The 22,110-nt window shown below is 41.6% G+C and carries 16 protein-coding genes; 7 read left to right on the plus strand and 9 right to left on the minus strand.

Features of this window, described 5'->3' with window-relative positions:
- Positions 1-107: 107 nt before the first annotated feature.
- Positions 108-1,361 (minus strand): DUF4912 domain-containing protein, encoded by a 1,254-nt coding sequence (locus tag HUN01_RS06345; RefSeq protein WP_181930558.1) that lies wholly within the window; start codon positions 1,359-1,361, stop codon positions 108-110.
- Between the two features lie 597 nt (positions 1,362-1,958).
- Between HUN01_RS06345 and HUN01_RS06350 the strand changes: the two genes are divergently transcribed.
- From HUN01_RS06350 to HUN01_RS06365, 4 genes are all read left to right on the plus strand, one after another.
- Positions 1,959-5,309, plus strand: coding sequence for a PAS domain-containing protein (locus tag HUN01_RS06350; protein WP_181930559.1), 3,351 nt, complete (start codon positions 1,959-1,961; stop codon positions 5,307-5,309).
- A gap of 321 nt (positions 5,310-5,630) precedes the next feature.
- A complete protein-coding gene (locus tag HUN01_RS06355) occupies positions 5,631-6,128 on the plus strand; it encodes a response regulator (protein ID WP_181930560.1) in 498 nt (165 codons plus the stop codon).
- Positions 6,094-7,983 (plus strand): hybrid sensor histidine kinase/response regulator, encoded by a 1,890-nt coding sequence (locus HUN01_RS06360; protein ID WP_181930561.1) that lies wholly within the window; start codon positions 6,094-6,096, stop codon positions 7,981-7,983. Before HUN01_RS06355 ends, HUN01_RS06360 begins: the two co-directional genes overlap by 35 nt.
- A gap of 94 nt (positions 7,984-8,077) precedes the next feature.
- The gene (locus tag HUN01_RS06365; protein ID WP_181930562.1) at positions 8,078-8,461 is read left to right on the plus strand and encodes a nuclear transport factor 2 family protein; all 384 of its coding nucleotides are present in this window, start codon (positions 8,078-8,080) and stop codon (positions 8,459-8,461) included.
- 168 nt (positions 8,462-8,629) lie between these two features.
- Here HUN01_RS06365 and pyrR read toward each other — a convergent pair whose 3' ends face one another.
- The 3 genes from pyrR to HUN01_RS06380 all read right to left on the minus strand — a co-directional run bounded on the left by pyrR (position 8,630) and on the right by HUN01_RS06380 (position 11,008).
- A complete protein-coding gene (gene pyrR / locus HUN01_RS06370; RefSeq protein ID WP_069071632.1) occupies positions 8,630-9,166 on the minus strand; it encodes a bifunctional pyr operon transcriptional regulator/uracil phosphoribosyltransferase PyrR in 537 nt (178 codons plus the stop codon).
- Between the two features lie 75 nt (positions 9,167-9,241).
- Positions 9,242-10,213 carry an adenosylcobinamide-phosphate synthase CbiB gene (cbiB, locus tag HUN01_RS06375; protein ID WP_181930563.1) on the minus strand — a complete coding sequence of 324 codons (972 nt, stop codon included), beginning with the start codon at positions 10,211-10,213 and terminating at the stop codon, positions 9,242-9,244.
- A 354-nt stretch (positions 10,214-10,567) separates the two neighbouring features.
- Positions 10,568-11,008 (minus strand): Rrf2 family transcriptional regulator, encoded by a 441-nt coding sequence (locus HUN01_RS06380; protein ID WP_181932588.1) that lies wholly within the window; start codon positions 11,006-11,008, stop codon positions 10,568-10,570.
- A 394-nt stretch (positions 11,009-11,402) separates the two neighbouring features.
- Between HUN01_RS06380 and HUN01_RS06385 the strand changes: the two genes are divergently transcribed.
- Entirely contained in the window at positions 11,403-11,816 is a 414-nt protein-coding gene (locus HUN01_RS06385; RefSeq protein WP_069071631.1) for an AbrB family transcriptional regulator, read from the plus strand.
- Positions 11,817-11,878: 62 nt separating this feature from the next.
- On the opposite strand, the gene HUN01_RS06390 is transcribed toward HUN01_RS06385, so the two are convergent.
- Positions 11,879-13,783 carry a chloride channel protein gene (locus HUN01_RS06390; RefSeq protein WP_181930564.1) on the minus strand — a complete coding sequence of 635 codons (1,905 nt, stop codon included), beginning with the start codon at positions 13,781-13,783 and terminating at the stop codon, positions 11,879-11,881.
- A gap of 480 nt (positions 13,784-14,263) precedes the next feature.
- On the opposite strand from HUN01_RS06390, the gene HUN01_RS06395 reads away from it, so the two are divergent.
- The gene (locus HUN01_RS06395) at positions 14,264-14,650 is read left to right on the plus strand and encodes a hypothetical protein (protein WP_181930565.1); all 387 of its coding nucleotides are present in this window, start codon (positions 14,264-14,266) and stop codon (positions 14,648-14,650) included.
- Positions 14,651-15,022: 372 nt separating this feature from the next.
- On the opposite strand, the gene HUN01_RS06400 is transcribed toward HUN01_RS06395, so the two are convergent.
- Positions 15,023-16,642 (minus strand): ArnT family glycosyltransferase, encoded by a 1,620-nt coding sequence (locus HUN01_RS06400; protein ID WP_181930566.1) that lies wholly within the window; start codon positions 16,640-16,642, stop codon positions 15,023-15,025.
- 542 nt (positions 16,643-17,184) lie between these two features.
- On the opposite strand from HUN01_RS06400, the gene HUN01_RS06405 reads away from it, so the two are divergent.
- A complete protein-coding gene (locus HUN01_RS06405) occupies positions 17,185-18,369 on the plus strand; it encodes a hypothetical protein (protein ID WP_181930567.1) in 1,185 nt (394 codons plus the stop codon).
- A 92-nt stretch (positions 18,370-18,461) separates the two neighbouring features.
- On the opposite strand, the gene HUN01_RS06410 is transcribed toward HUN01_RS06405, so the two are convergent.
- The 3 genes from HUN01_RS06410 to HUN01_RS06420 form a co-directional block, all read right to left on the minus strand.
- On the minus strand, positions 18,462-19,769 hold the full coding sequence (locus tag HUN01_RS06410) for a recombinase family protein (protein ID WP_181930568.1): 1,308 nt from the start codon (positions 19,767-19,769) through the stop codon (positions 18,462-18,464).
- A 182-nt stretch (positions 19,770-19,951) separates the two neighbouring features.
- Positions 19,952-20,311 (minus strand): VOC family protein, encoded by a 360-nt coding sequence (locus HUN01_RS06415; RefSeq protein ID WP_181930569.1) that lies wholly within the window; start codon positions 20,309-20,311, stop codon positions 19,952-19,954.
- 149 nt (positions 20,312-20,460) lie between these two features.
- A complete protein-coding gene (locus HUN01_RS06420) occupies positions 20,461-22,110 on the minus strand; it encodes a hybrid sensor histidine kinase/response regulator (protein WP_181930570.1) in 1,650 nt (549 codons plus the stop codon).

Here is a 22,110-nt window from a genome sequence, read left to right on the forward strand (position 1 = left end):
AATTATTAAGCTTGAGTCTCAAAGTCTTCTTAATTCTGATTTCTGGATTCTGGATTCTGAATTCTTGCTTGACAATTTCAGCCTGGAGTTAATCTAACAACCAAAACTTAAGGGAACCATTCTAAAACAGCTTCTTCTTTGGTGTTAGTATTCCGAGATGGTGTCTCACGATTAAATTTCATCTGAATTGACCGGGTTTGCTCACCATCAGCAGCTACAGCCAAAATCGGATAGTCAATTAAACCATCCTGGAAGGACATTTGGAAGCGGAATGTTCCATCTGGATTTAGCTTAATTGGACGGCCGCCAATGGTTACGGTAGCATCGGGTTCGGTTGCACCGTAGACAATCAATTCAGCATCGGCAATTAACCAGAACTGGCGCGGACGCACTGGTACGGCGGAAGCCGAGAAGCCAACACCTGACATTCCTGCACCGGAAGCGGTTAAACCAGACACGGTGGGAGCTGCCCACAGACCTACACCAGATGGGAAAACGTAGGAGCTAAGGGATTGCACTCCACCTGGTACTTGATGCTGGGAGCCGAAGATAGAACCAGCCACCCGTAGCGCTTCGGCAGATTCCGCTAAACCAAAGATTTGGTCGTAGATGGGGTTGCCGTTGCCATTCACAACAGCGTTACCATTGGCGGTAGCTGCAATCTTCTTGGCAGGGGGAACTAGTTCGTATTGAGTCTTACCACGTAAATCTTCTTCAAAGTTGACGGTGATGAAGACATCTTCTATCCAGTCAGAAGGATAAACGGGAGGAATGTGTACTCTCGTAGAACGAGCTAGCACTAACCAGCGACCATCAGCAGCACGATAGCCGATATCGATCACATAATCGCGATCGCTAACTGGAACTGGTATATACCATTCTCTAGCTAGTTCATCAGCAGGATATTCTTGAATGCTGTGGGGGCTTTGATATTCGATATCGATGTCGGTGACATCATAAATCCGTAGTGCGAGTTGTTGTCCTCCTTGTCGGCGCAGTTCCTCTTTGTGTTCATTGGGAACATCCCAGTAAGTGTAAGCCCACTGAGGATCGCGCGGTAAGAGTACAATCCGGCTGTCACCATAGCCAGAAGGCAAATCTGCGAGTCCTTCATCAACATCAGCTAGAGATCCACCAGTACGATCTTCCTGACCTAATTCAAACTTTGCAGCTTCCACGGTTTCTTGTGCCTCCAATGAACGAGATGGACTAAGCAAATTTCTGTTGCGCTGTACTTCTTGTATTGATGACAGCAGTTGTGATTTACGCATTCGGCTATAGCGAGAGATACTATATTCGCTAGCAACTTTGCGTAGTTGGCGTAAGGTCATCTCCTCTAGTGGCGGGCGTTCTTTTGCCATTAATTTGGCCTCCAGTAGTTTAAGCGGTAAATGATTTCCCCTGGTTAAAGAATGCTATATAAAATCTCATCCACTCCAGATGAATTTTTTATCCTGACTCCTGGTTTTGCCCAGTTTTTAAGTTTTTTAATCTGTTTTTAAATTGAGGTCGTTCCCTTTCAATTCCTCAGTTATGCCAAAATTAGCATTTCTTTGGGATCGGAGGAGTTCTTTTTGTTAAGTCAATATTAACCACTAAGCATATCTAGGGATCAAGGGGGAACAAGTAGGTTTTTCGCCTGTTTAACGGATTTATAAGCCCTTCCGGGATCGGATTGTTATGTTTTCATGACATTTATCGCCAGTTATGATGTTGAGCAATGATATAAATGTCATATTTTCATGACATTTATTGTGGGTTAGCCAAAAACCGTAATTTACCAAACTCAGAATTCAGCACTCAGAATTCAGAATTCAGAACTCAGCACTCAAATAGATTGGGCATGAAGCATGGGGGACTGAGGAGTTAAGATAATTAGGAAAATAAGGAGTGCTGAGTTAAAAGCACTAAAGTTTGACCAAATTAAAGAAGGGCGATCGCTCCCAGCATAGACTCAAATGAATAACCTGATTCTGGTTGTAGACGACGACGATTTCATGCGGATGCATCTGAATGAGCTATTAACAGAAGCCGGGTATCACGTGGTAGAAGCGAGTAACGGTTTAGAGGCGATCGCTACCTATACTCGCCTCCACCCAGATATAGTACTGTTGGATGCCCTCATGCCGGTGATGGATGGGTTTAGTTGCTGCGCTCAACTGCAAGCACTCCCTGATGGTAAAGACACACCAGTGTTAATGATTAGCGCTTTTTCTGATCAGGTATCTGTAGAGAAAGCTTTTGCTGTAGGTGCAACTGATTTTATTACCAAGCCGATTCAATGGCCAATATTACGTCAAAGATTGCGCCGTCTTCAAGAAGCTAGTCGGGCTGTGGAGGAATTACGACAGCAAACTGCACAGGCGCAATTGCGGGAAGCACAATTCAGGATGGCATTAGATGCGGCTCGTATGGGCATCTGGAACTGGGATCTGCTGACGAACAAAATTACTTGGTCAGATAATCTCGAAGCCCTTTTTGGCTTAGAGAAAGGGACTTTCAACTACACCTATGAAGCTTTCATCAGTTGCATTCATCCGCGCGATCGCGATTTTGTGAGGCGATCGCATCAACAAGCTATTCAGAATCAAGTCAAATATAACATCGAATTTCGAGTTGTTTTAGCCGATGGGAGAATTCGTTTTTTAGCAAGCAAAGGAGTTGTCTTTGGGGATGCGTCTGGGGTGGCTGTGCAAATGTCTGGGGTATACATGGAGATCACCAAGCGCAAGCAAGCTGAGGATGCGCTAGAAGTTCATGCTAAACAGCAAGCAATGGTGGCAGAAATAAGTCAAATCGCCCTAGCTAGTACAGACTTGACTACACTAATGAACTCATGTGTGACAATGGTCGCCCAATGTCTCAAAGTTCAGTCTTGCAAAATTTTGGAGATGCTGCCAGACGATGGTAGATTACTGCTACGGGCTGGAGTTGGTTGGCAACCTGGACTGGTGGGAAAGGCTACCGTTAGCGCCGGGAGCAATTCTCAAGCTGGCTATACCCTACTTTCCCACGAACCAGTAATTGTTGATGACCTGAGCGCCGAAACACGATTTAATGGGCCACCACTGCTACATGACCATCAAGTAGTGAGCGGCATTAGCGTAGTGATTCATGGCAAAGAGCGTCCTTTTGGTGTCTTCGGGGCACACACAACCAGACACCACACTTTTACCAAAGATGATGTTTCTTGTCTCCAAGCGGTTGCCAACATTCTGGCGACAGCCATTGAGCGCCAACGGGTGGAAGACGCACTTAGAGAAAGCGAAGAACGCTGTCAGTTAGCTGTGCAGGGCAATAATGATGGCATTTGGGACTGGAACGTTAAAAATAATCAAGTATTTTTCTCAACTCGCTGGAAAGAAATGCTTGGTTACCAAGAACATGAGATTTCCAATCATTTCGATGAATGGGCAACACGAGTGCATCCCGATGATATTGGATTTGTCAGACAAGCGATCGCTGATCACTTTGCCAAAATTACCCCATTTTTTATCAGCGAACATCGAGTCCGGTGTAAAGATGACACCTACAAATGGATTTTGGATCGCGGTCAGGCAGTATGGGATGAAGATGGTAATGTAGTGCGAATGACAAGTTGCCATACAGATATCACTGAACGCAAACAAGCAGAAGAACAATTGCGTCAGAGCGAAGAACGTTTCCAAATAGTTGCTCGTGCTAGCAATGATCTTTTATGGGACTGGGATTTGCTGACTGATGAGGTGTGGTGGAATCAAGCTTTACAAACACTTTTTGGTTACTCGATAGAGCAAATAACATTGAATGTTTATTGGTGGTATGAACACATACATCCAGACGACAGGCAGAGAATCGCCTCAGAAACGATGGCACTGATAGATAGCGGTAGAACATTATGGTTAAATGAATACCGCTTTCGTCGCGGCAATGGTTCTTATGCCTATGTTTTTGATCGCGGCTATGTGATTCACGATAAGACCGGCAAACCAGTGCGAATGATTGGTGCGATGATGGATATTAGCGAACGGCAAGCTGCACAACGCGATCGCAATCGAGCACAAGCAGAATTAGAACGCCAAAATATGCGATCGCAATTGTTCGCTAATATCACCCTAAAAATTCGGCAGTCTTTACAAATCGATGAAATTCTTCAAACCAGCGTCATAGAGGTGCAAAAGTTACTGCTTGCCGACCGTGTTTTAATCCTGCGCCTACAGCCAGACGGTTCTTTTATGGCGGTGCAAGAGTCAGTAGTTCCAGGCTTACCTGTTATTCTGGGGCAACAAATTATCGACCCTTGCTTTCGCGACGATTACATTGAGCAGTACCGTCAAGGGCTAATTAGTTCTATGAACGACATCAAGGAAGCTAATATCCTACCTTGCCACGCCGAATTTCTAAAACAATTTGCCGTTCAAGCCAACCTTGTAGTCCCAATTTTCCTCAAAAATCAACTGTGGGGGCTGTTAATTGCCCATCAGTGCGCCCATCCCCGCCAGTGGACTGGCTGGGAAATTGAACTTTTACAACAGCTGGCAGATCAAATAGGCATTGCCTCAACTCAGAGCCTAATCCTAGAACAAGAAACTCGGCAGCGGCAAGAACTCGCTCGTTCCAATAAAGAACTGCAACAATTTGCATTTGTTGCCTCCCACGATTTGCAAGAGCCACTACGTAAGATTACAACCTTTGGCGATCGGCTTAAAACCACCTGTGGCGACACATTAACCGAACAAGGACGTGATTACTTAGAACGGATGCAGAATGCTGCCAACAGAATGCAGACATTGATTGAAGACTTATTAACACTTTCACGAGTTACTACCAGGGCGCAGCCTTTTGTATCAGTAAATCTGGCAAAGATTGCCCAAGAGGTATTGTGTGATTTAGAAGTGTATATCCAGCAAACTGGCGCAAGTGTAGAAATAGCAGAGTTACCCACCATTCAAGCCGATCCTTTACAGATGCGCCAATTGTTGCAAAATCTGCTTGGTAACGCCCTCAAATTCCACCGCCTCCAGACACCACCTCTAATCAAAATTTATGGTAATATTTTAAACGATCAAGCAGATAACATATCCGCTAATTCTGAACTCTGTCAAATCATCGTAGAAGATAATGGTATTGGTTTTGAAGAAAAATATCTTGATCGGATTTTCAATGTTTTTCAACGTTTGCATAGTAGCATTGAATACGAAGGTACTGGCATAGGTCTAGCGATATGCCGGAAAATTGCCGAGCGTCATCATGGAAATATCACAGCTCAAAGCATACCTGGGCAAGGAGCAAAGTTTATAGTCACATTGTCAATTAATTCTCATTCTTGATTTTTATTCCTGGAGAGGGATTAATACTAGATCCCAAAATTAGCTTAATTGTACAATTGCACCCTGTAATTTGTAGGACTCATGCATTGTACAAATCAACCATCATGTTAATTATTAATACAATTCGATAATTTCAGGCTATTGGTGACTACGACGGCAGTTTGTGATTAGATATCGCTTGCTAATAGCAAAAAAATAGCAACAGAATAAACCTTTTATATCTAAACATATAAATTGCATATTTGATTGCTTTTGTCAACGTAAGAGTTGCCATCTGTGCCAAGTTAATAACTTGATTCATACTAATCAAACTAATGCATAGTGAACGGTCGAGAAACAAACCTCACAATTTTAATGGCTGATGATGATAAAGATGACGGCATCTTAGTTCGTGAGGCCTTGGCAGAAAGTCAATTGCCAATTGAACTGTACATCGTGAGTAATGGTGAAGAGTTGATGGATTATCTGTACCACCGTGGTCAATATGCTGACCATAAAAGTTATCCGTATCCGGTTTTGATTTTATTAGATTTGAATATGCCGAGAATTGACGGTATTGAGGCACTCAAAGAGATAAAAACTGACCCACAACTGCGGCGAATTCCAGTTGTAATCCTGTCAACATCACAAAGAGAAGAAGATATATATAATACTTACGATTTGGGTGCTAATTCTTTCATTATTAAGCCAGTGGCTTTTGCCTCATTAGTTGAGGTCATGAAGACTCTAGTCAAATACTGGTTTGAAATTGTGAAACTGCCACTAGAAGCAGTGGGAGACAAACATGGACAACAGCCCTATCAAAGTTCTGTTCATTGATGATGACGAAGACGACTATATTTTGACTCGTTATTGGTTCAATGAATTTCAGGTAGCAAACTGCGAGCTGGAATGGGTTAATAATTATGAAGCAGCAAGAAATGCGATCGCTCGCTACCAACATGACATTTATCTTGTAGACTACCGTTTGGGCCCCCACAATGGACTTGAACTTTTGCGCGAAGCAATTGCCAACGGCTGTTGTTCTCCAATAATTTTGCTGACTGGTCAAGGCGACTGGGAAATAGATATCGAAGCGATGAAAGCCGGAGCCGCAGATTATCTTGAAAAAAGCCAGTTGACAGCACCGTTGTTAGAGCGTTCTATCCGCTACGCCATTGAGCGCAAACAAACAGAGCAGAAAATCCGCGAACAAGCTGCTTTACTAGATGTTGCCACCGATGCAATTTTTGTGTGTGATTTAGACGATAAAATTTTATTTTGGAACAAAGCTGCTGAGAGTCTGTACGGTTGGAAAAAAGAAGAAGCTATCAATAACAAGACACGAGTTCTCTGGCATGAAAAAAAACCGTCTCAAGTTCAAGAAGCACTCAGTATTCTGATGAAAAATGGCTCTTGGGAGGGTGAGTTACAGCAAAAAACAAAATTAGGTAAAGAAATTATTGTTGAAAGCCGTTGGACATTAGTGCATGAATTCGGCAATAAATCACAATCTTTCCTCGTTGTCAACACAGACATCACACAAAAAAAACAACTCGAAGCGCAATTCCTTCGCGCCCAGCGATTGGAAAGCATTGGTACTTTAGCCAGTGGTATCGCCCACGACCTGAATAATGTTCTTGCCCCCATTTTGATGACAGCCCAACTATTGGAGGCACAACTTCATGATGAGCGTTCTCGGCGACTGCTGCCAATATTGATCACAAACGCTAAACGTGGGGCAAATTTAGTCAAACAAGTATTATCTTTTACACGTGGGCTGGAAGGCGATCGCACAATCTTACAATTAAAGCATTTAATAATAGAAATTCAGCAAATTATCAAAGAAACTTTTCCCAAATCCATTGAGGTTTCCACTCATATTCCGCAAAATCTTTGGACTGTATCCGGCGATGCCACCCAACTGCACCAAGTACTAATGAATTTGTGTGTCAATGCTCGTGATGCTATGCCCAATGGTGGTAATTTGAAAATATTGGCGGAAAATCTCTTAATTGATGAAAATTACGCCAAGATGCATATAGATGCAAAAGTTGGTCATCACATTGTAATTACTATTAGTGATGGGGGAATTGGGATTCAAAGAGAAATATTAGATCGGATATTTGAGCCATTTTTTACTACCAAAGAACTCGGTAAAGGTACTGGTCTTGGTCTTTCTACAGTACTTGGCATTATTAAAAGCCACGGCGGGTTTATTGATGTATACAGCGAACAAGGAAAAGGCAGTCAATTTAAGGTGTATTTGCCAGCACAAGATGCGAGAGAAACTATAGAAGAACAAGAACAGGGATTACCTTCAGGCCAAGGAGAATTAATTTTAGTTGTAGATGACGAAGCTGCCATTCGGGATGTGACAAAAACATCTTTAGAAAGCCATAACTACAAAGCAATTACAGCTAGTGATGGCATTGAAGCGATAGCCTTATATGCAGAACATCAAGATGAAATATCTCTTGTATTGACTGATATGGTCATGCCATCTATGGATGGAATAACTACTATCCGCACCCTGCGAAAAATTAATCCAGATGTCAAAATTATTGCTGTCAGTGGACTGAGTTCATCTGATAAAGTGAATACAGCTTATGACATGGGTATCAAAGCATTTTTATGCAAACCCTATACAGCTAGCCAATTATTGCAAACTATTAGCACAGTCAAGAAGAGTTAAAGATTGGGCATTGGGCATTACTAATTTATTTGTCAAACTTGAGAGTTATAATTTAGTAACTCCTAACTCCTGACTCTTCACTATTTAATCCCCCATGATGAAGGATGAAGTCTTAGCGGCTAATGCAGCTTTTTATCGAGCTTTTGAAAGAAAAGATATTGAGATAATGAGTGCAGTATGGTCACAAGGAACTGGTAGTTTTTGTATTCATCCTGGAAGTAATATACTGCGAGGTTGGAAGGAGATTCGCACCTCTTGGGAGCAGATATTTAAAAACACCGCTTATATCGAAATAAACACAGATATAATTGCTACAGAGATAACTGATAATATCGCTTATGTCGTGCTGAGAGAAAATGTGTTCCAAGTAGTAGGTGGTAGAAGACTCGAAGCACAATCAACAGCTACAAATATATTTCAGTTTCTTGGTGGTAAGTGGTATTTAATTCATCATCATGGCAGTCCAATTTTGCGATGAGGTCTGGGAAACTGGGGAATGGGGAATGGGGAATGGGGAATGGGGAATGGGGAATGGGGGAATGGGGGAATGGGGAATGGGGAATGGGGAATGGGGAATGGGGAATGGGGACTAGAGAAGAGTTTTGTAATACCCAATACCTAATGCCCAATACCCAATGACTAATGACTAATGACTAATCAATTCAACTGCATCTCGTCCATCACAATTTTGTAAGTAAACTTTGACAATTTCTTCTTTAGCGGTAGGCAACTTTTTGCCAATAAAATCTGGGTGAATTGGTAATTCTCGATGGCCCCTGTCTACCAATACAGCTAAACGAATCACTTCTGGTCTACCGTAATCGTTGACTGCGTTCAAAGCAGCGCGAATTGTCCGTCCTTTGAAAATCACATCATCCACTAGTACAACCGTTTTTCCCGTAAGGTCAAAAGGAATTTCGCTTTTCGTTGGAGTCCGCAATCCAATTTTGTCGAGGTCATCTCGATAAAATGTAATGTCTAAAGCACCGACTGAAACGGCTACACCTTCCAGTGTCTCAATTTGACGCGCCAACAATTCGGCTAATAACGCACCCCTGGTATAAATACCAAGAAGTACCAGTTGAGACAAATCACGCGTCCTTTCCACAATTTGAGAGGCCAGACGAGTCAAGGTACGACGGATTTCTTCGGATGAGAGAATTTCAACTACTTTGGCAGACATAGCAAGTGATAAGTTAGGAGTGATGAGTCAAGGGTTAGAAGTTTTTATTCTTAACTCCTAACTTTATATTTATCATTACTTATTTGGGAGTATTAAGAATATAGCGATCGCTATCCCTAACCATAGCAAAAAACAATATCGAGTCAGCTGCAAAGCATTCTGAATAGAAGTTGCAGTTATGGGATAAATAGCATCTCCTAGCAGTGGTTTGTACTTAGCTACCCCACGATACCAATTTGTACCGCCCATCTGCACTCCCAAAAAAGCAGCATAGGCGCACTCACTCCAGCCAGAATTGGGACTAGGATCATTAATTGCATCCCGACGACAAATTCGCCAAACATGCATCGGTTTACCCGATAACAGCGCCAGAGTCATGACTGTTAACCGACAAGGTAGCCAAGTCAAATAATCTTCTAATCGCGCACAGAACCATCCTAAATAAGTATAGGGTGCTTCTCGGTAACCCACCATTGAATCAAGGGTACTGCTAGCTTTATATGCTAAAACCAAGGGCGTTGGCCCTATAACTGGTATAAAGACACCAATAATTGCATAAAAAAGCGGAGCCATTACCCCATCAGTGGTATTTTCTGCAACGGTTTCTAAAACGGCTCGTGAAATTTCTGCTTGTGAGAGGTTTTGGGTATCTCGACCAACATAATTACTTAAAATCTTGCGAGCCTTCTCCAAATCTCCTGCTGTTAAAGGTTGTAAAACAGCCTCCGCTGCTGCTCGCAAACTTCTACCAGCAAAACAACTAGCCAAAAGAATGCTATTTATTGCAATTCCCAACAATGGATGAACCCATTTGGCACTTTGAATAATCAAAAAGCCAACAAGGCCGCTACCAAGTATTAGGATAATACCTAGTACAATTCCAGCTAGGCGTTGTGTTAGAGAATTGTGACACAATTGGAGAAAAAATTTGCTCAGGCGAGAAATTACCCACCCCATAACTTGCACTGGATGAGGCCAATCCCAAGGATCGCCAATTAAATAATCTAAAAGTGCAGCAATTATTAAGATATAGATATTATTGGTCATAAGTCACGAGTCAAGGGTCAACCAATTTTGGATTTTAGATTTTGGATTTTGGATTGACCCCGACCACATTAGCGTCATGGTACGACAATACTTCTCGGTTAAGGGTAAAAGGGGAATGGGAAAGGGAAAAGAAAAAACCTTTAACCTTTTCCCCAAACCCGATTCCGAGTTAAAAGTGATTAACCGAGAAGTATTGCGTGGTAACAAGTCCGGGGCGGGGTATGAACGAAAAAATCTAAAATTTAAAATTCGTGGTCAAGAGGAGCCAGTTATATACGGGAGTTACCTCCGTCAAGTAAACTGGCATTCAAGGGTCAATATTTTGACTATTGACTATTGACTATTAACTCTTGACTAAACCACAAAACTAGCTTCTTCTCCAAGGGAAGCTTGCCAGCTACGAGCATCATAATAAAGGTCTGCCAGAGTAATACTGTACAAAGCTTCTTTAAGCTTTTGGTTGAGTCTCTGCCAGAGGCTAAATGTTACCCAATCTTCTGCTTGTGCAGGTGCTGGGGTGTGATGGGGTAAATGGCTAGTCTCGCCAACTGCTTCTAAAATTTGCCCTATAGATATTTGTACAGGCTCTCTTGCCAATTGATATCCGCCGATGCTACCACGAATTGATTTCACTAACCCAGCACGACGCATTTCTATTAGTAATTTTTCAAGGTAAGGAGCTGGAATATCTTGGCGTTTTGCGATCGCTCTCACAGATACAGGGCCATATTTTGGTTGTAAACTCAAATCTAGCAACGCCTTCACACTATAGTGTCCTCTGGTAGTTAGTTTCATTTTTGCAAGCTTTGTTGTTTGTCCTTTATCATTTGTCATTTGTAAATAACCAATGACCAATGACCAATAACTAAGGATCAGTTTTGCTTATCATTCTGTGACTCAGTTATCATCCTCAACAACTAGACAACTTTTTGAGCGTTAGTTTAGAAAACTTCAAACTTGTATAGTTTAGCAGTAATTCACAAACTATATATATAGTTATCAGCATTGCCAGCATTCTCTAAAATAGATTGTCTTGGCAATATTGGTAATGGCATAACAATTGTGCCTATGAGTGTAATATACTTGGCTAGGTTGAGATAAAACTAAAGGATTATGTTCCTATTAGCTCAACGTCAGCTAAAATAAAATCGATTCAAACACTTCAAACATTCATTTTCGACCTAAGTTGATGCCTAAACAGAAAAAAATTGAACCCCTACTCGGTGAAGAACTGCTCAGAAAAGTCAAAGAGCTAGAGAACGAGAGCAAGGAAGACAAAGCCAAAAAATGCGGCTACTATACCGTTACCAAAAACGGCATAGAGCGCGTCAATATGATGAAGTTCTTAAATGCCCTAATTGATGCCGAAGGCATTCAGTTGGACAGTACACCCAGTGCTAATGGGCGTGGTGGACGTAGTGCTAGCTATAGAATTAGTGTGCAATCGAATGGTAACTTACTTATAGGTTCAGCTTATACAAAACAGATGAATCTGAAACCAGGAGATGAGTTTCTGATCACTTTAGGCAAAAAGCACATTCGTCTGAGACAGGTAGATCCAGAAGATCGGGAAGAAGATGAAGCCATAGAAGCCACGGCTTAATAAATAGTCATTAGTCAATTGTCATTTGTCCTTTGTCCTTTGTGAAAACCAATGACCAATGACTAATGACTAATGACTATATCTGTGGTGGGTAAGACTGGTAAATAGTGGCGAAGTGCCTTGCGCGTCACTGCTAAATTGCAAGTTAATGCAATTTGCTCTCTTTCTAATAAACCCAAAATGCGATCGGGTTTTTCTCGTGCTACTACTGGTAATTGATGCAAACCCCGAAGACTCATCCGGTCTAAAGCTTCAGATAATAGTTCATCCTGCCATGCATAAAGGATTTCAGTAGTACAAATGTCTATGAGAGTTTGACTGGATAAATTATCTGGAATTTCAGTTAGGGAATTTGGGTATGTTTGCCAAAGATCAAGGGCACGGTTAATATCTTCCAGAGAAAGTATACCAACTAATTGCTCTGCTTCATCAATTACTAAAGCACTGCGGACGCGATCGCGGGTCATTTCTACAGCTGCATCTAACACCCCAAGAGTTGCAGGTAACTTTTTTGGACAGGGATACATAGCATCTTCTACCAAAATTTGCTGCACAATTTCTGCTTGTTCATCTTTCAATGCCGAAAGACCAATTTGTTGGAGATTAGAGTTAGAGTTAAAAGTTGGTTTAATCCTTTCCACTAGCCAAACACTCAAACCCACAGCTGCCATCAACGGTAAAACAATACGATAGTCGCGGGTTAATTCAAACAGCATTAAAATAGCCGTTAACGGCGCTCTGACACTAGCAGCCAGTACTGCTGCCATTCCTACCATTGCGTAAGCTGGGGGAGCGGCCATTTGATCGCAAATTGCTGGGAATGCTACAGCCAAAACTTTGGCGTAAGCTGAACCAAAAGAAGCACCTAAAAACATTGCTGGCGCAAACAACCCACCAATGAAACCACTACCCGCACTAATTGCAGTCATCAGTAGCTTTACTACCAACAGCACAACTAATAGATAGAGTGGAAACTCAACATCTTGAAGCATTGCTTCTACAGTTTCATAACCGACACCCAGAATTTGCGGAAAGCGCAAAGCAACAGCGCCAATTATCACACCGCCAATGATTGGATGAATCGGCTGAGGAATTCGTCCCAAGAAGGCAAAACCTGGAACATTCCCAGCAAAGCAAGCCTTTGCTAAACGAATTGATTGAGTATAAGCCAGAGAAACTAGGCTGGCCCCTAAACCCAATCCCAGGTAAAGAGGTAATTCCCAAGGACTGCGGACTTGGTAAACAGGTAAATCAAAAGCAGGTTGTGCCCCCAAACCAATTTGGGCAATTAATGCTGCTACCACCGCCGCTAGCAGCACCACACTGACCGCAGAAGTAGCGAAAGATGTAGCTCCCATCACCACCTCTAAGGCAAAAAATACTCCAGCAATGGGAGCATTAAATCCCGCAGCAAGTCCAGCCGCCGCCCCAGCACCCAACAGCAACCGCTGTCGTTCTTGAGATACATTGAGAATCACAGAGAACAACATCCCAAAATTTGCGCCAATTTCGACGCTCGGCCCCTCTGGCCCCAAAGAAGCACCGCTCCCCAAAGAAACAGATGCGGCCAGCATCTTCGTAACTGGTCTTAGTGGTCGCTTAATCTCTTTTCCTTGAGAAGCGGCGATGAGAGATGAAAGTCCAGGGCCAAAGTCTTGAGTGCGCCAGCGCATCAAGCCAACGATTAACCCGCCAAGGGTGGGAACGCAGGCTAGAGTCCAAGCACCCCAGACGCCAATTTGACCCATTAAATTTTCCAGCATCAGCTGGTGAATCAACTGGATTAAATAGTGAAAGGTGACTACACCCATACCAGTACCACCGCCAATAAGCATGGCTAAAAATAGCACTACGGTTTCTGGGGATGGTTGAAAACGATTAATTAGGTGACCTAAACGAGCGGAAGGTGTAGGAAAGGCAGGTTGTTCCGTTACCTTCCTCAGTTGAGTGGGAGGCAAGAGAGTCATTGAGAGGCGGGGTAAATGTAAGAAAAAATTTAAATTTTTATCTGTTACTTCTCATTGTGAGCCATTATTTAGCAACCAGACAAGTAGACTTTATTTGCTTGATTTACAAAGCTTTAGCAAAAAATGTCATTGTGCAAAATTTTTGTGGGGAGAATGGTTAAATGGGAGACAATTATTATTTAAGGATCAGCGATACCTAGCTTGGGCGTAGCTGTGATTAGTGGGTGCGAACGATCGCCAACACTATCCTTTATAGAGACAAAAGAGTTTTTGTCGGCTGGTGGACGCACCCGTAAACATTAACTAGGAGTCATCCTTGCCTAAATCTAGCTATACTCGTGTTGCGACCATTGGGCCATCCTTGGTAGTAATACAATGTATGTATAGTTTATTTTATGCCTGATTTCAGACCATACATTGATCCCAATTCAATATAGCTATTGTTATAGAGCGAGTAAATGGACTAGGCGGACGAGGTAAATGAATATACACACCTTTGATAATCATTATGTTACTTGCCCAATTTGCCAAAGAAATACTACGCCCAAACCAGTTAAAACGCGCATGGGCTTGTTTTGCTGTCCCTATTGCCAGGAAAGGCTAGTAGTTTGCCAGAGTGGTCATTATGTCCGCGATCCTTTTACTTGGAGACAGTTGATGATGTCTTCGGCGCTACGTCGGCAAAGCCGACCTTTAGCGAGGATTATCAGAGATTTTGTCTTGCTCAAGCGTCCTATGGTAGCCTTGGCTGTAGGAAGTGCCATTTTCTTTAGTGCGATCGCCTTGACCCAAGAAAAGACAAACTACGATCGCCAAATATCTCCCACAACAGAGAAAGTTAATGAACCAGGAAACAAATCTCAGTAAATGGATTAATTTGGTATAAATCAAATCTTACTTTGATTTTTGTAATATTATAACTAAAGACTTCTGTGAAACCGTGTCTTATTGCCCCAAATAGGACACGGTTTTATATCATGTCTGTTTAAAGAGCGAGCGCTGATTATTTGTGATCTTTTGGTTCCCCGTGAGTAGGTCAATCTAAATTAAACGTAAAATATGAAATCAGGTTCGTAGTGAGTACTTTAGTACTCAAGATAAGGATTTTCAGCACTAAAGTGCTTACTACAAACTTTTGTTTATTGCGAATTGCGAATTGGATTTATTAATGCCTATCTAGACAAGAGGGACAAGGGAGAAAAGAAGAATACCCAATACCCAATGCCCCATACCCAACATTTACAATCGATTAGTATCTTTAGTAACTAACTTCCAACCTTCAGCTTGATCAATTAGCTTCATCGAATCTAATTGAAGATTGGTGAAAGCAGATGTATGAAGTAGAAAGTAGGGTTGGCTGTTGTAGTGCCAATAATATTGGAGTTCACCAACAGAAGCGGGAATGATGATGCGATCGCTATAATAATCCAACGAGGGACGATGGTAAGGGAAAGATGTGTAAATCTTCTTCGTAGCTGGATTTGCCCGCACGATCATCGCAGCCACTGGTTTAACTGGATAAGCTTCAGATAATTCCCAAACCCAGTAGTTAGATTTCATTAACAGCAGCAGCGAAATATAACTTCCCCAAAACAAAATCTTCAGAAATTGCCCGTCGCCCCGCTCTGCTAAAATAGCTGCTAAGGTCATAGTTAAAGCTACTGCTGCAAAAATCAGTTGTAAGTCTGCTTTGGGTGTTGTACCCCAACTGAAATAAATGCTACCAGCAGAAGCAGCCACAGCAAGTATCGCCAAACCAGCAACCCAAGCACGGGGATAGGATGAGAGTAAAGGCGAATTTTCTGTTTCTGATAATTGGATACCAAAAGCTAAAGCTAAACTAGGGTAAATCGGGAATAGATACCAGGGAACTTTGGTAATCATGAAAGAAATTAGCAGCAGGTAAACACCACTCCAGGCCATTACTAGTTTTGCCCAGCTAAGATTGCGATTTTCCCAGGTTAAGCGGACAGTTTGTGGTAAGAATAACAACCACGGCCATGTGTACTTGAGAAGTTCAATCACATAGTACCAAGGTGGTTCAGAATTCCCCTCTACACCTGAAGCAATTCGGCCTACTGATGGGTTTGCAAGACCAACTTGAGCAAAAGTGTAACCATAATGGAATAGTTGGGCACCATACCAACCAACTACAGGCAGAATGCCAATTAAGATTGCGATCCACAGATAGTAACAGGTGAGTAGTCGTGGCGTATCCCAAAACAGAAATACAAGAGCGATCGCGCCTAGTAATGCGCCTAGAAGTCCTTGAGTTAGGCAAATCAAGCCAAAACTAATGCCAACACCAAGGCAATAACGTAAATCTCGGCGCGATCGCAACACGCACAACATCATCACCATCAAAAAACTTACCATCACCCCATCCAACATTGCTAACCGCCCATGACGCACCACGGGTAGCATTGTTAGGTAAATCAAAGCGCTATAAATCGCTGCCCAACGCTGGCGAAATATCTCTCGAGCAATGCAATACAGAAAAGGTACAGATGTCGCGGTTAAAATTGCTCCAGGTAGACGCGTTGTCCACTCATTTTCACCTCCCAGAGAATAAGCCCAAGCAATTAGCAAATGCATCAAAGGCGGCTTGTTATGATATGGTTCGCCTCCTAGTGTTGGGTAAAGCCAACGCATTGAACCTGCTGGTGCGTGCCAAATTTCACGAGCAACCTGTGCCACAGTACCTTCATCCCAATCTCGCAGTGGCAATCCTCCCAGATTGATGCTAAACAGTAATACTGCTGCCAACAGCAACACTATTAGCCATACCCAATCAATCCATTTGCCAACCGTGCGATGCTGTTTTTCTAGATGACTCCAAATAAAGCTTCCTTCTTGCATATTCTATGTTAATCATTTTACTTGCTGGTTTGATTACATAGAGACCAGAGCGAATCTCCAATGTTGCCACCCAGTAGCAACGTATGTTCTTAACAATTGCTAGTTTCCAAGATTAACTCAACTTTTTATAATTAGCGCTATTTTTTTTAAAATTTATCTGAGTTATTTAAAAAGCATATATTCCGAAAAAGATAAAAATAATACAGGCAAAAAATTATTTATTACCTATTCTTTATTCCGTAAATTGACTTGTGTTTTATTTTGTATGTGACGCTTAGTTTAATTTTTATCCACTTAATTGTAACTTAGCTAACTTTAGAAGAGGATGAACTAATTGCTACAGGGATTCAATGAAGCGCTGAACACTTAAAAGATATTTAAAAAACATAAAACAAATTGAGACTTATCATCAAAAGGAGTAAATAAAACTTTGAATATTTTAAGTTTAATTAAGGGAACTTTTGATTTAAATATCTGTGTTATAAAATTCTTTAAAAGCATTTTTTATAATAAAAAAAGCTAAAATTTATAGGAGCCTATAAATGAATTTACCTGTAGTCGTGGATATTACTCTGGGCTTAGTTTTTATTTACTTAATTTTGAGTTTACTAGCTTCTGAAATTCAGGAACTGATTGCCACATTTTTACAATGGAGAGCGAAACATTTAAAACATTCAATTGAATTGCTTATAGCCGGTGGTAGCGAAACTGAAGGAGCAGATATTACTAAGGCAAGAAATTTGGTGCAAAAACTTTATAACGATCCTTTGATTAATACTTTGAATCAACAGGCTAAGAGAAAAGTAGAACAGTTACGAAAAAAAGCTAAAGAGGTTGGCAAAGAAACTAAACAAGCATTAGTAGAAAAACAAAGCGGGCCTTCCTATCTTCCTTCTGAAACATTTGCAATTACCTTGTTAGATACATTAAGAATCCCCCAGTTAATTAATCATGTGAAACATCCTAGTGAAGATTCTAAAATTGACTTGCATATAATACTAGAATCTTATAAACAACTTAAAGAAGGTATTAATAATGAGAATAGTCCAAGTCACCTAACAATCAAAAAAATTTATAGAGATATTGAAGACCCAGAATTTAGAAATGTTGTTAATACATTACCTGATGATGTAACTGATAACTTAATCAAGAGCCTTGCTGTGATTGCTCAACGTAGTCGGATAAAGATTGGCGACCTCACAGAAGAAATGAATCAGTTTAAAAATGAGATTGAAACATGGTTTGATCGCTCTATGGATCGAGCCAGTGGTGTTTATAAACGTAACGCCAAAGGAGTTGCTATTTTAATTGGAATATCAGTTGCTATTTTAACCAATACTGATACATTTCACATCGTTAACAGACTGTCACAGGATTCGGCTATCCGCTCTACCATTACTCAAAGTGCAAGTCAACGAACAGATTATATCAATGACCCAGAAGCCAGAAGAAAAATCGATAACCTATTAGCAAATAATTCTCTACCTATTGGATTGCAAAATATCAATCAACAGTTTGAATTAGATACTAGAGGATTGAATGATGGTATCATTTTATTAATCAGAATTGGGCAGGTTTTTAGATTAATTGGCGGTTGGTTAATGAGTGGTTTAGCTATTGCGATGGGTGCGCCTTTTTGGTTTGATATCCTTAATAAAGTTATCAATGTGCGGAATGCTGGGCCAAAACCTACTGCCTATACTAAGGATCAACCCTCTCAGAAATAGTGTTTCTATTCAATTAGAAAACAGAGTTCAATAGTCAGTAACCAGAATTAATAATTAAATTTTGTGTGACTAGCGGATATCTGAATTCTTTTTTAAAAAATAAAAATAACTTGTAGTTTTAATTCTTTATTCTGAAAAACAATCTCAATTTGCCTGATAAATTCTCGAAAGTAAAATCGTCGCTCTGTTTCCGACAAATCTAACCAAAATTGTGGTATCGAAACAGCTTGAGCAACAGAACGCAAGTTAACTGGGGGGAGAGTTGCCAACTTTGCTTCGAGTTCAGAAATTTCCGTGCGGAGTTTGTAAGCTCTTAACTTTGCTGTTTCGGCATCTAAAATTCCAGTTTCAATTAAAGTGGGTAACTGAGCAAGTATTTCTTGCTGACGAGCGATCGCTTGCCCTAAACTATTCTTCACTGCATCCAACTGAGGAAAATTCACCCCTGCTACCGCCAGAGGTAAATCACGGCAAACCGTTTCAATTGTATGTTCTAAAACCTCTTGGTAGGGAATAGCCTTACACTTGGGGCGTTGGGGACAGCTAGTAGAACGTAAATAAAGATACTCCTTATCTTGGTTGCGTTGGGTGACACGAGTAACTGTCATGTGCGACTGACACTCACCACAGATAACCAACCCAGCTAAAGAACGCGGCGCACTGGCAGTTCGGGATGGTAAACGGCTGTTACGGCGTAAAAGTCGGTCAACTTGGGCAGCTTCTTCCTTAGAAATTATTGGAATATGGGTATTGGAAATAATTTCGCCATTTTGGTAAGCTGTATTACCGCGATAGACTGGGTTAGTCAGCCAGCGTCTTCCTGTGGTGACAGAGATTTTTTTGCTGTATTTTTTCGCCAAGTAACGAACTGAACCCCGCAGGGAACCATAGAGTAAAAAGTGTTCAAAAAAATCTTTGACCACTGGTGAAGTACTGCGGTCAATGGTATATTTTCCTTTACCTCTGCGGTAGCCGTAGGGAACTTTGCCTGGTGGCGGTGCAACCTCAAGACGATTACGGGCATGTCCTTGACGGATGCGACGACTACGTTGTTGACGTTGGATTGCGTGTAGCAAATTCAGCAAGTCAGCGCCTAGAGGGTAATTTTCGGAAGTGTAGGGCTGTTCAGTAGCAATTACTGCTATTCCCATTACTTCGAGTTCATTCAAGCGATCGCTAATTTCCTCTACAGTATCCCCCAATTCTTCCAACCGACGAATCAGGAGATAATCTGCTGGTTCAGTTTGGCAATCGGTAAATAATTGTTGTAATTGCGATCGTCCAGAAGACTTTTGCTTGCCCAAATCTTCATAAACCCGATCCACCTCCCATCCCCAATCAGCTTGATCGGGAGAAGATTCTAGTAACGGATCTGTGTAAGAGTAGGCAATGATTTTCATTTGTCATTGGTCATTTGTCATTTGTCATTGGTCATTTGTCATTTGTCATTGGTCATTTGTCATTTGTCATTGGTCATTTGTCATTTTTCATTTGTCATTTTTCATTTGTCATTGGTCATTAGTTTTCTTCCCCTGCTTCCCCTGCTCCCTGCCCCCTGCTCCCTGCTCCCTCTTGCTCCCCCTCACTGCTGACTCAACTCGATGATATTGCCATCAGGGTCTTGAGTGAAAAGAGCAGCGCGACCGGAGGCGCTGGCTTGAATGGGATAATTATGATTGAGCAATTCTTGTTTGGCGGTGTCTAAGTCAGCAACGGAGAAAGCAATGTGGGGATTGCGCCCCCATTTTTCGTTTGGATTTTCTGTGGGGACATTAGGTGCAACTATCAGGTGAAGTTGGTAGTCGCCGACTTGATACCATGCACCAGCGTATTTTAGGGAACGATCTATTTTGGATAATCCCAATACTTTGCCATAAAAGTTTTCGGAGCGTTCTAAGTCAGTCACAAGAATCGCTGTATGGAGACTTTGGTTAATCTGCATTGTTGGTAAGATGCGATCGCGTTTATTTAAATTTTGACGTAGTTTGAACTCTTTGGCGGAGTAACTAAGAAGCAGGGGAGCAGGGGAAGAAAACTAATGACAAATGACAAATGACAAATGACAAATGACAAATGACAAATGACAAATGACTAATCACCAATAACTAACGGCAGTTTAACTGTAAATGTTGTCCAGCCCTGAGAACTGGTAACTTCAATTGTGCCTTGAAGATATTTCACTAACTTCTTAGCCAATGTTAAACCTAATCCTGTGCCGCTTTGTTGCCAGCGTTCCCGTTTCGGGTTGCCGTAGGCATCGCTTTGAGGGACTCGGTAAAACGGCTCAAAAATTCGAGATTGTTCTTGTTTTGGGATTATCACCCCAGAATTGCTAATTGTAATTTGAAAGTAGGGAACTTGAAGATTATGTAATACACCAGATTCAGCATCCTCATTTCTGAGACTTTTTGTGGTGTAAATCACCTGAACATCGACTGCAATCTCTCCATCAGGCGGAGTATATTTACAAGCATTGTTGAGTAACTCTGAGATAATTTCGGTCAGGCTAGCCAAGTCTGAAACTAGAGGTGGTAAATTTGGAGAAACACTAACTTTAAACGACTGTTGCCTAGCTTGAGCGCGTTCCTGAAAATATTCGGCAACATGAGGCAGCCAGTTTTGAAGTTGAATTGAAGTTAATTCCAACGGGTAGACATCTGCATCAATCATTCGCATATGCAGCAAATTATCTACTAAATCTAGTTCTTGTTCGCACTGATCGCGCAGAATAGTTAAGTAGCGGGCTACAGATTCAGACGGAGAAAGTGCTTTTAAATTTAAAACGCCCTGCCGATCAAGAATATTTTCTAGTACGGAGATGGCCATTTTGATGTTTGACAAGGGCGTTCGCATTTCATGAGAAGTGGTTGCCAGAAAATCCTCTTTCAACTGGTTTAGCCGTTGGAGTTCTGCCACTTGAATTTCTAGTTGTTGGGCACGTTCCGCTGCAAGATTGCGTTCTTCGGCTAACCGTCGTTGCGTGTCATCCCGAAAAACTAATACGGCTCCTGTAATTACACCGCTATTATTTCTCAGGGGAGTAGCACTATCAGCTATTGGTATAGTTGTCCCATCTTTAGCAACTAGTAGGACGCCACTACCTAGATATATAAAAGTTTCTTGTTTAAGGGCTGCGATAATGGGATTTTCTACCGGAAACTGAGTTTGTTCATCAATGAGTTTGATAACTTCAGTTAATATTTTGTCCTTAGCTTCATTCCATCGCCACCCTGTCAGGGCTTCAGCTACCTGATTGATGTAATTAATATGTAATTTAGTATCTACTACAATTACCCCATCACCCATTCCTCGAAGCACAGAACTCAAAAATTGCTCGCGATTGTAGCGATTGAGTGCTGTTTGAATGGCAACGTAAAGTTCTTGCTCTTTAATGGGCTTGATAATATATCCAAAGGGAGATGTCAGCGTTGCCCGCTCCACAGTGTTTTTATCAGAATGACCTGTGACGTAGATAATAGGAATTTGCAGATGATGCCAAATTTGCTCTGCTGCCTGGATGCCGTCCATCTCACCCCGTAACCTGATATCCATTAAAATCAAGTTTGGGCGTAATTTACTTGCTCTTGCAATTGCCCCTTCTGCGGAATCGGTAATATCTAGAACAAAATACCCCAGAGACTCCAAGCTTTCTTGTAAGTTGATAGCAAGAATATATTCATCTTCAACAATAAGGATTCTAACTATCTCCTTTCTCTGTGTATTTTCTGGGGTGCTAATCAT

Source organism: Nostoc edaphicum CCNP1411 (assembly GCF_014023275.1).
Lineage (GTDB): Bacteria > Cyanobacteriota > Cyanobacteriia > Cyanobacteriales > Nostocaceae > Nostoc > Nostoc edaphicum_A.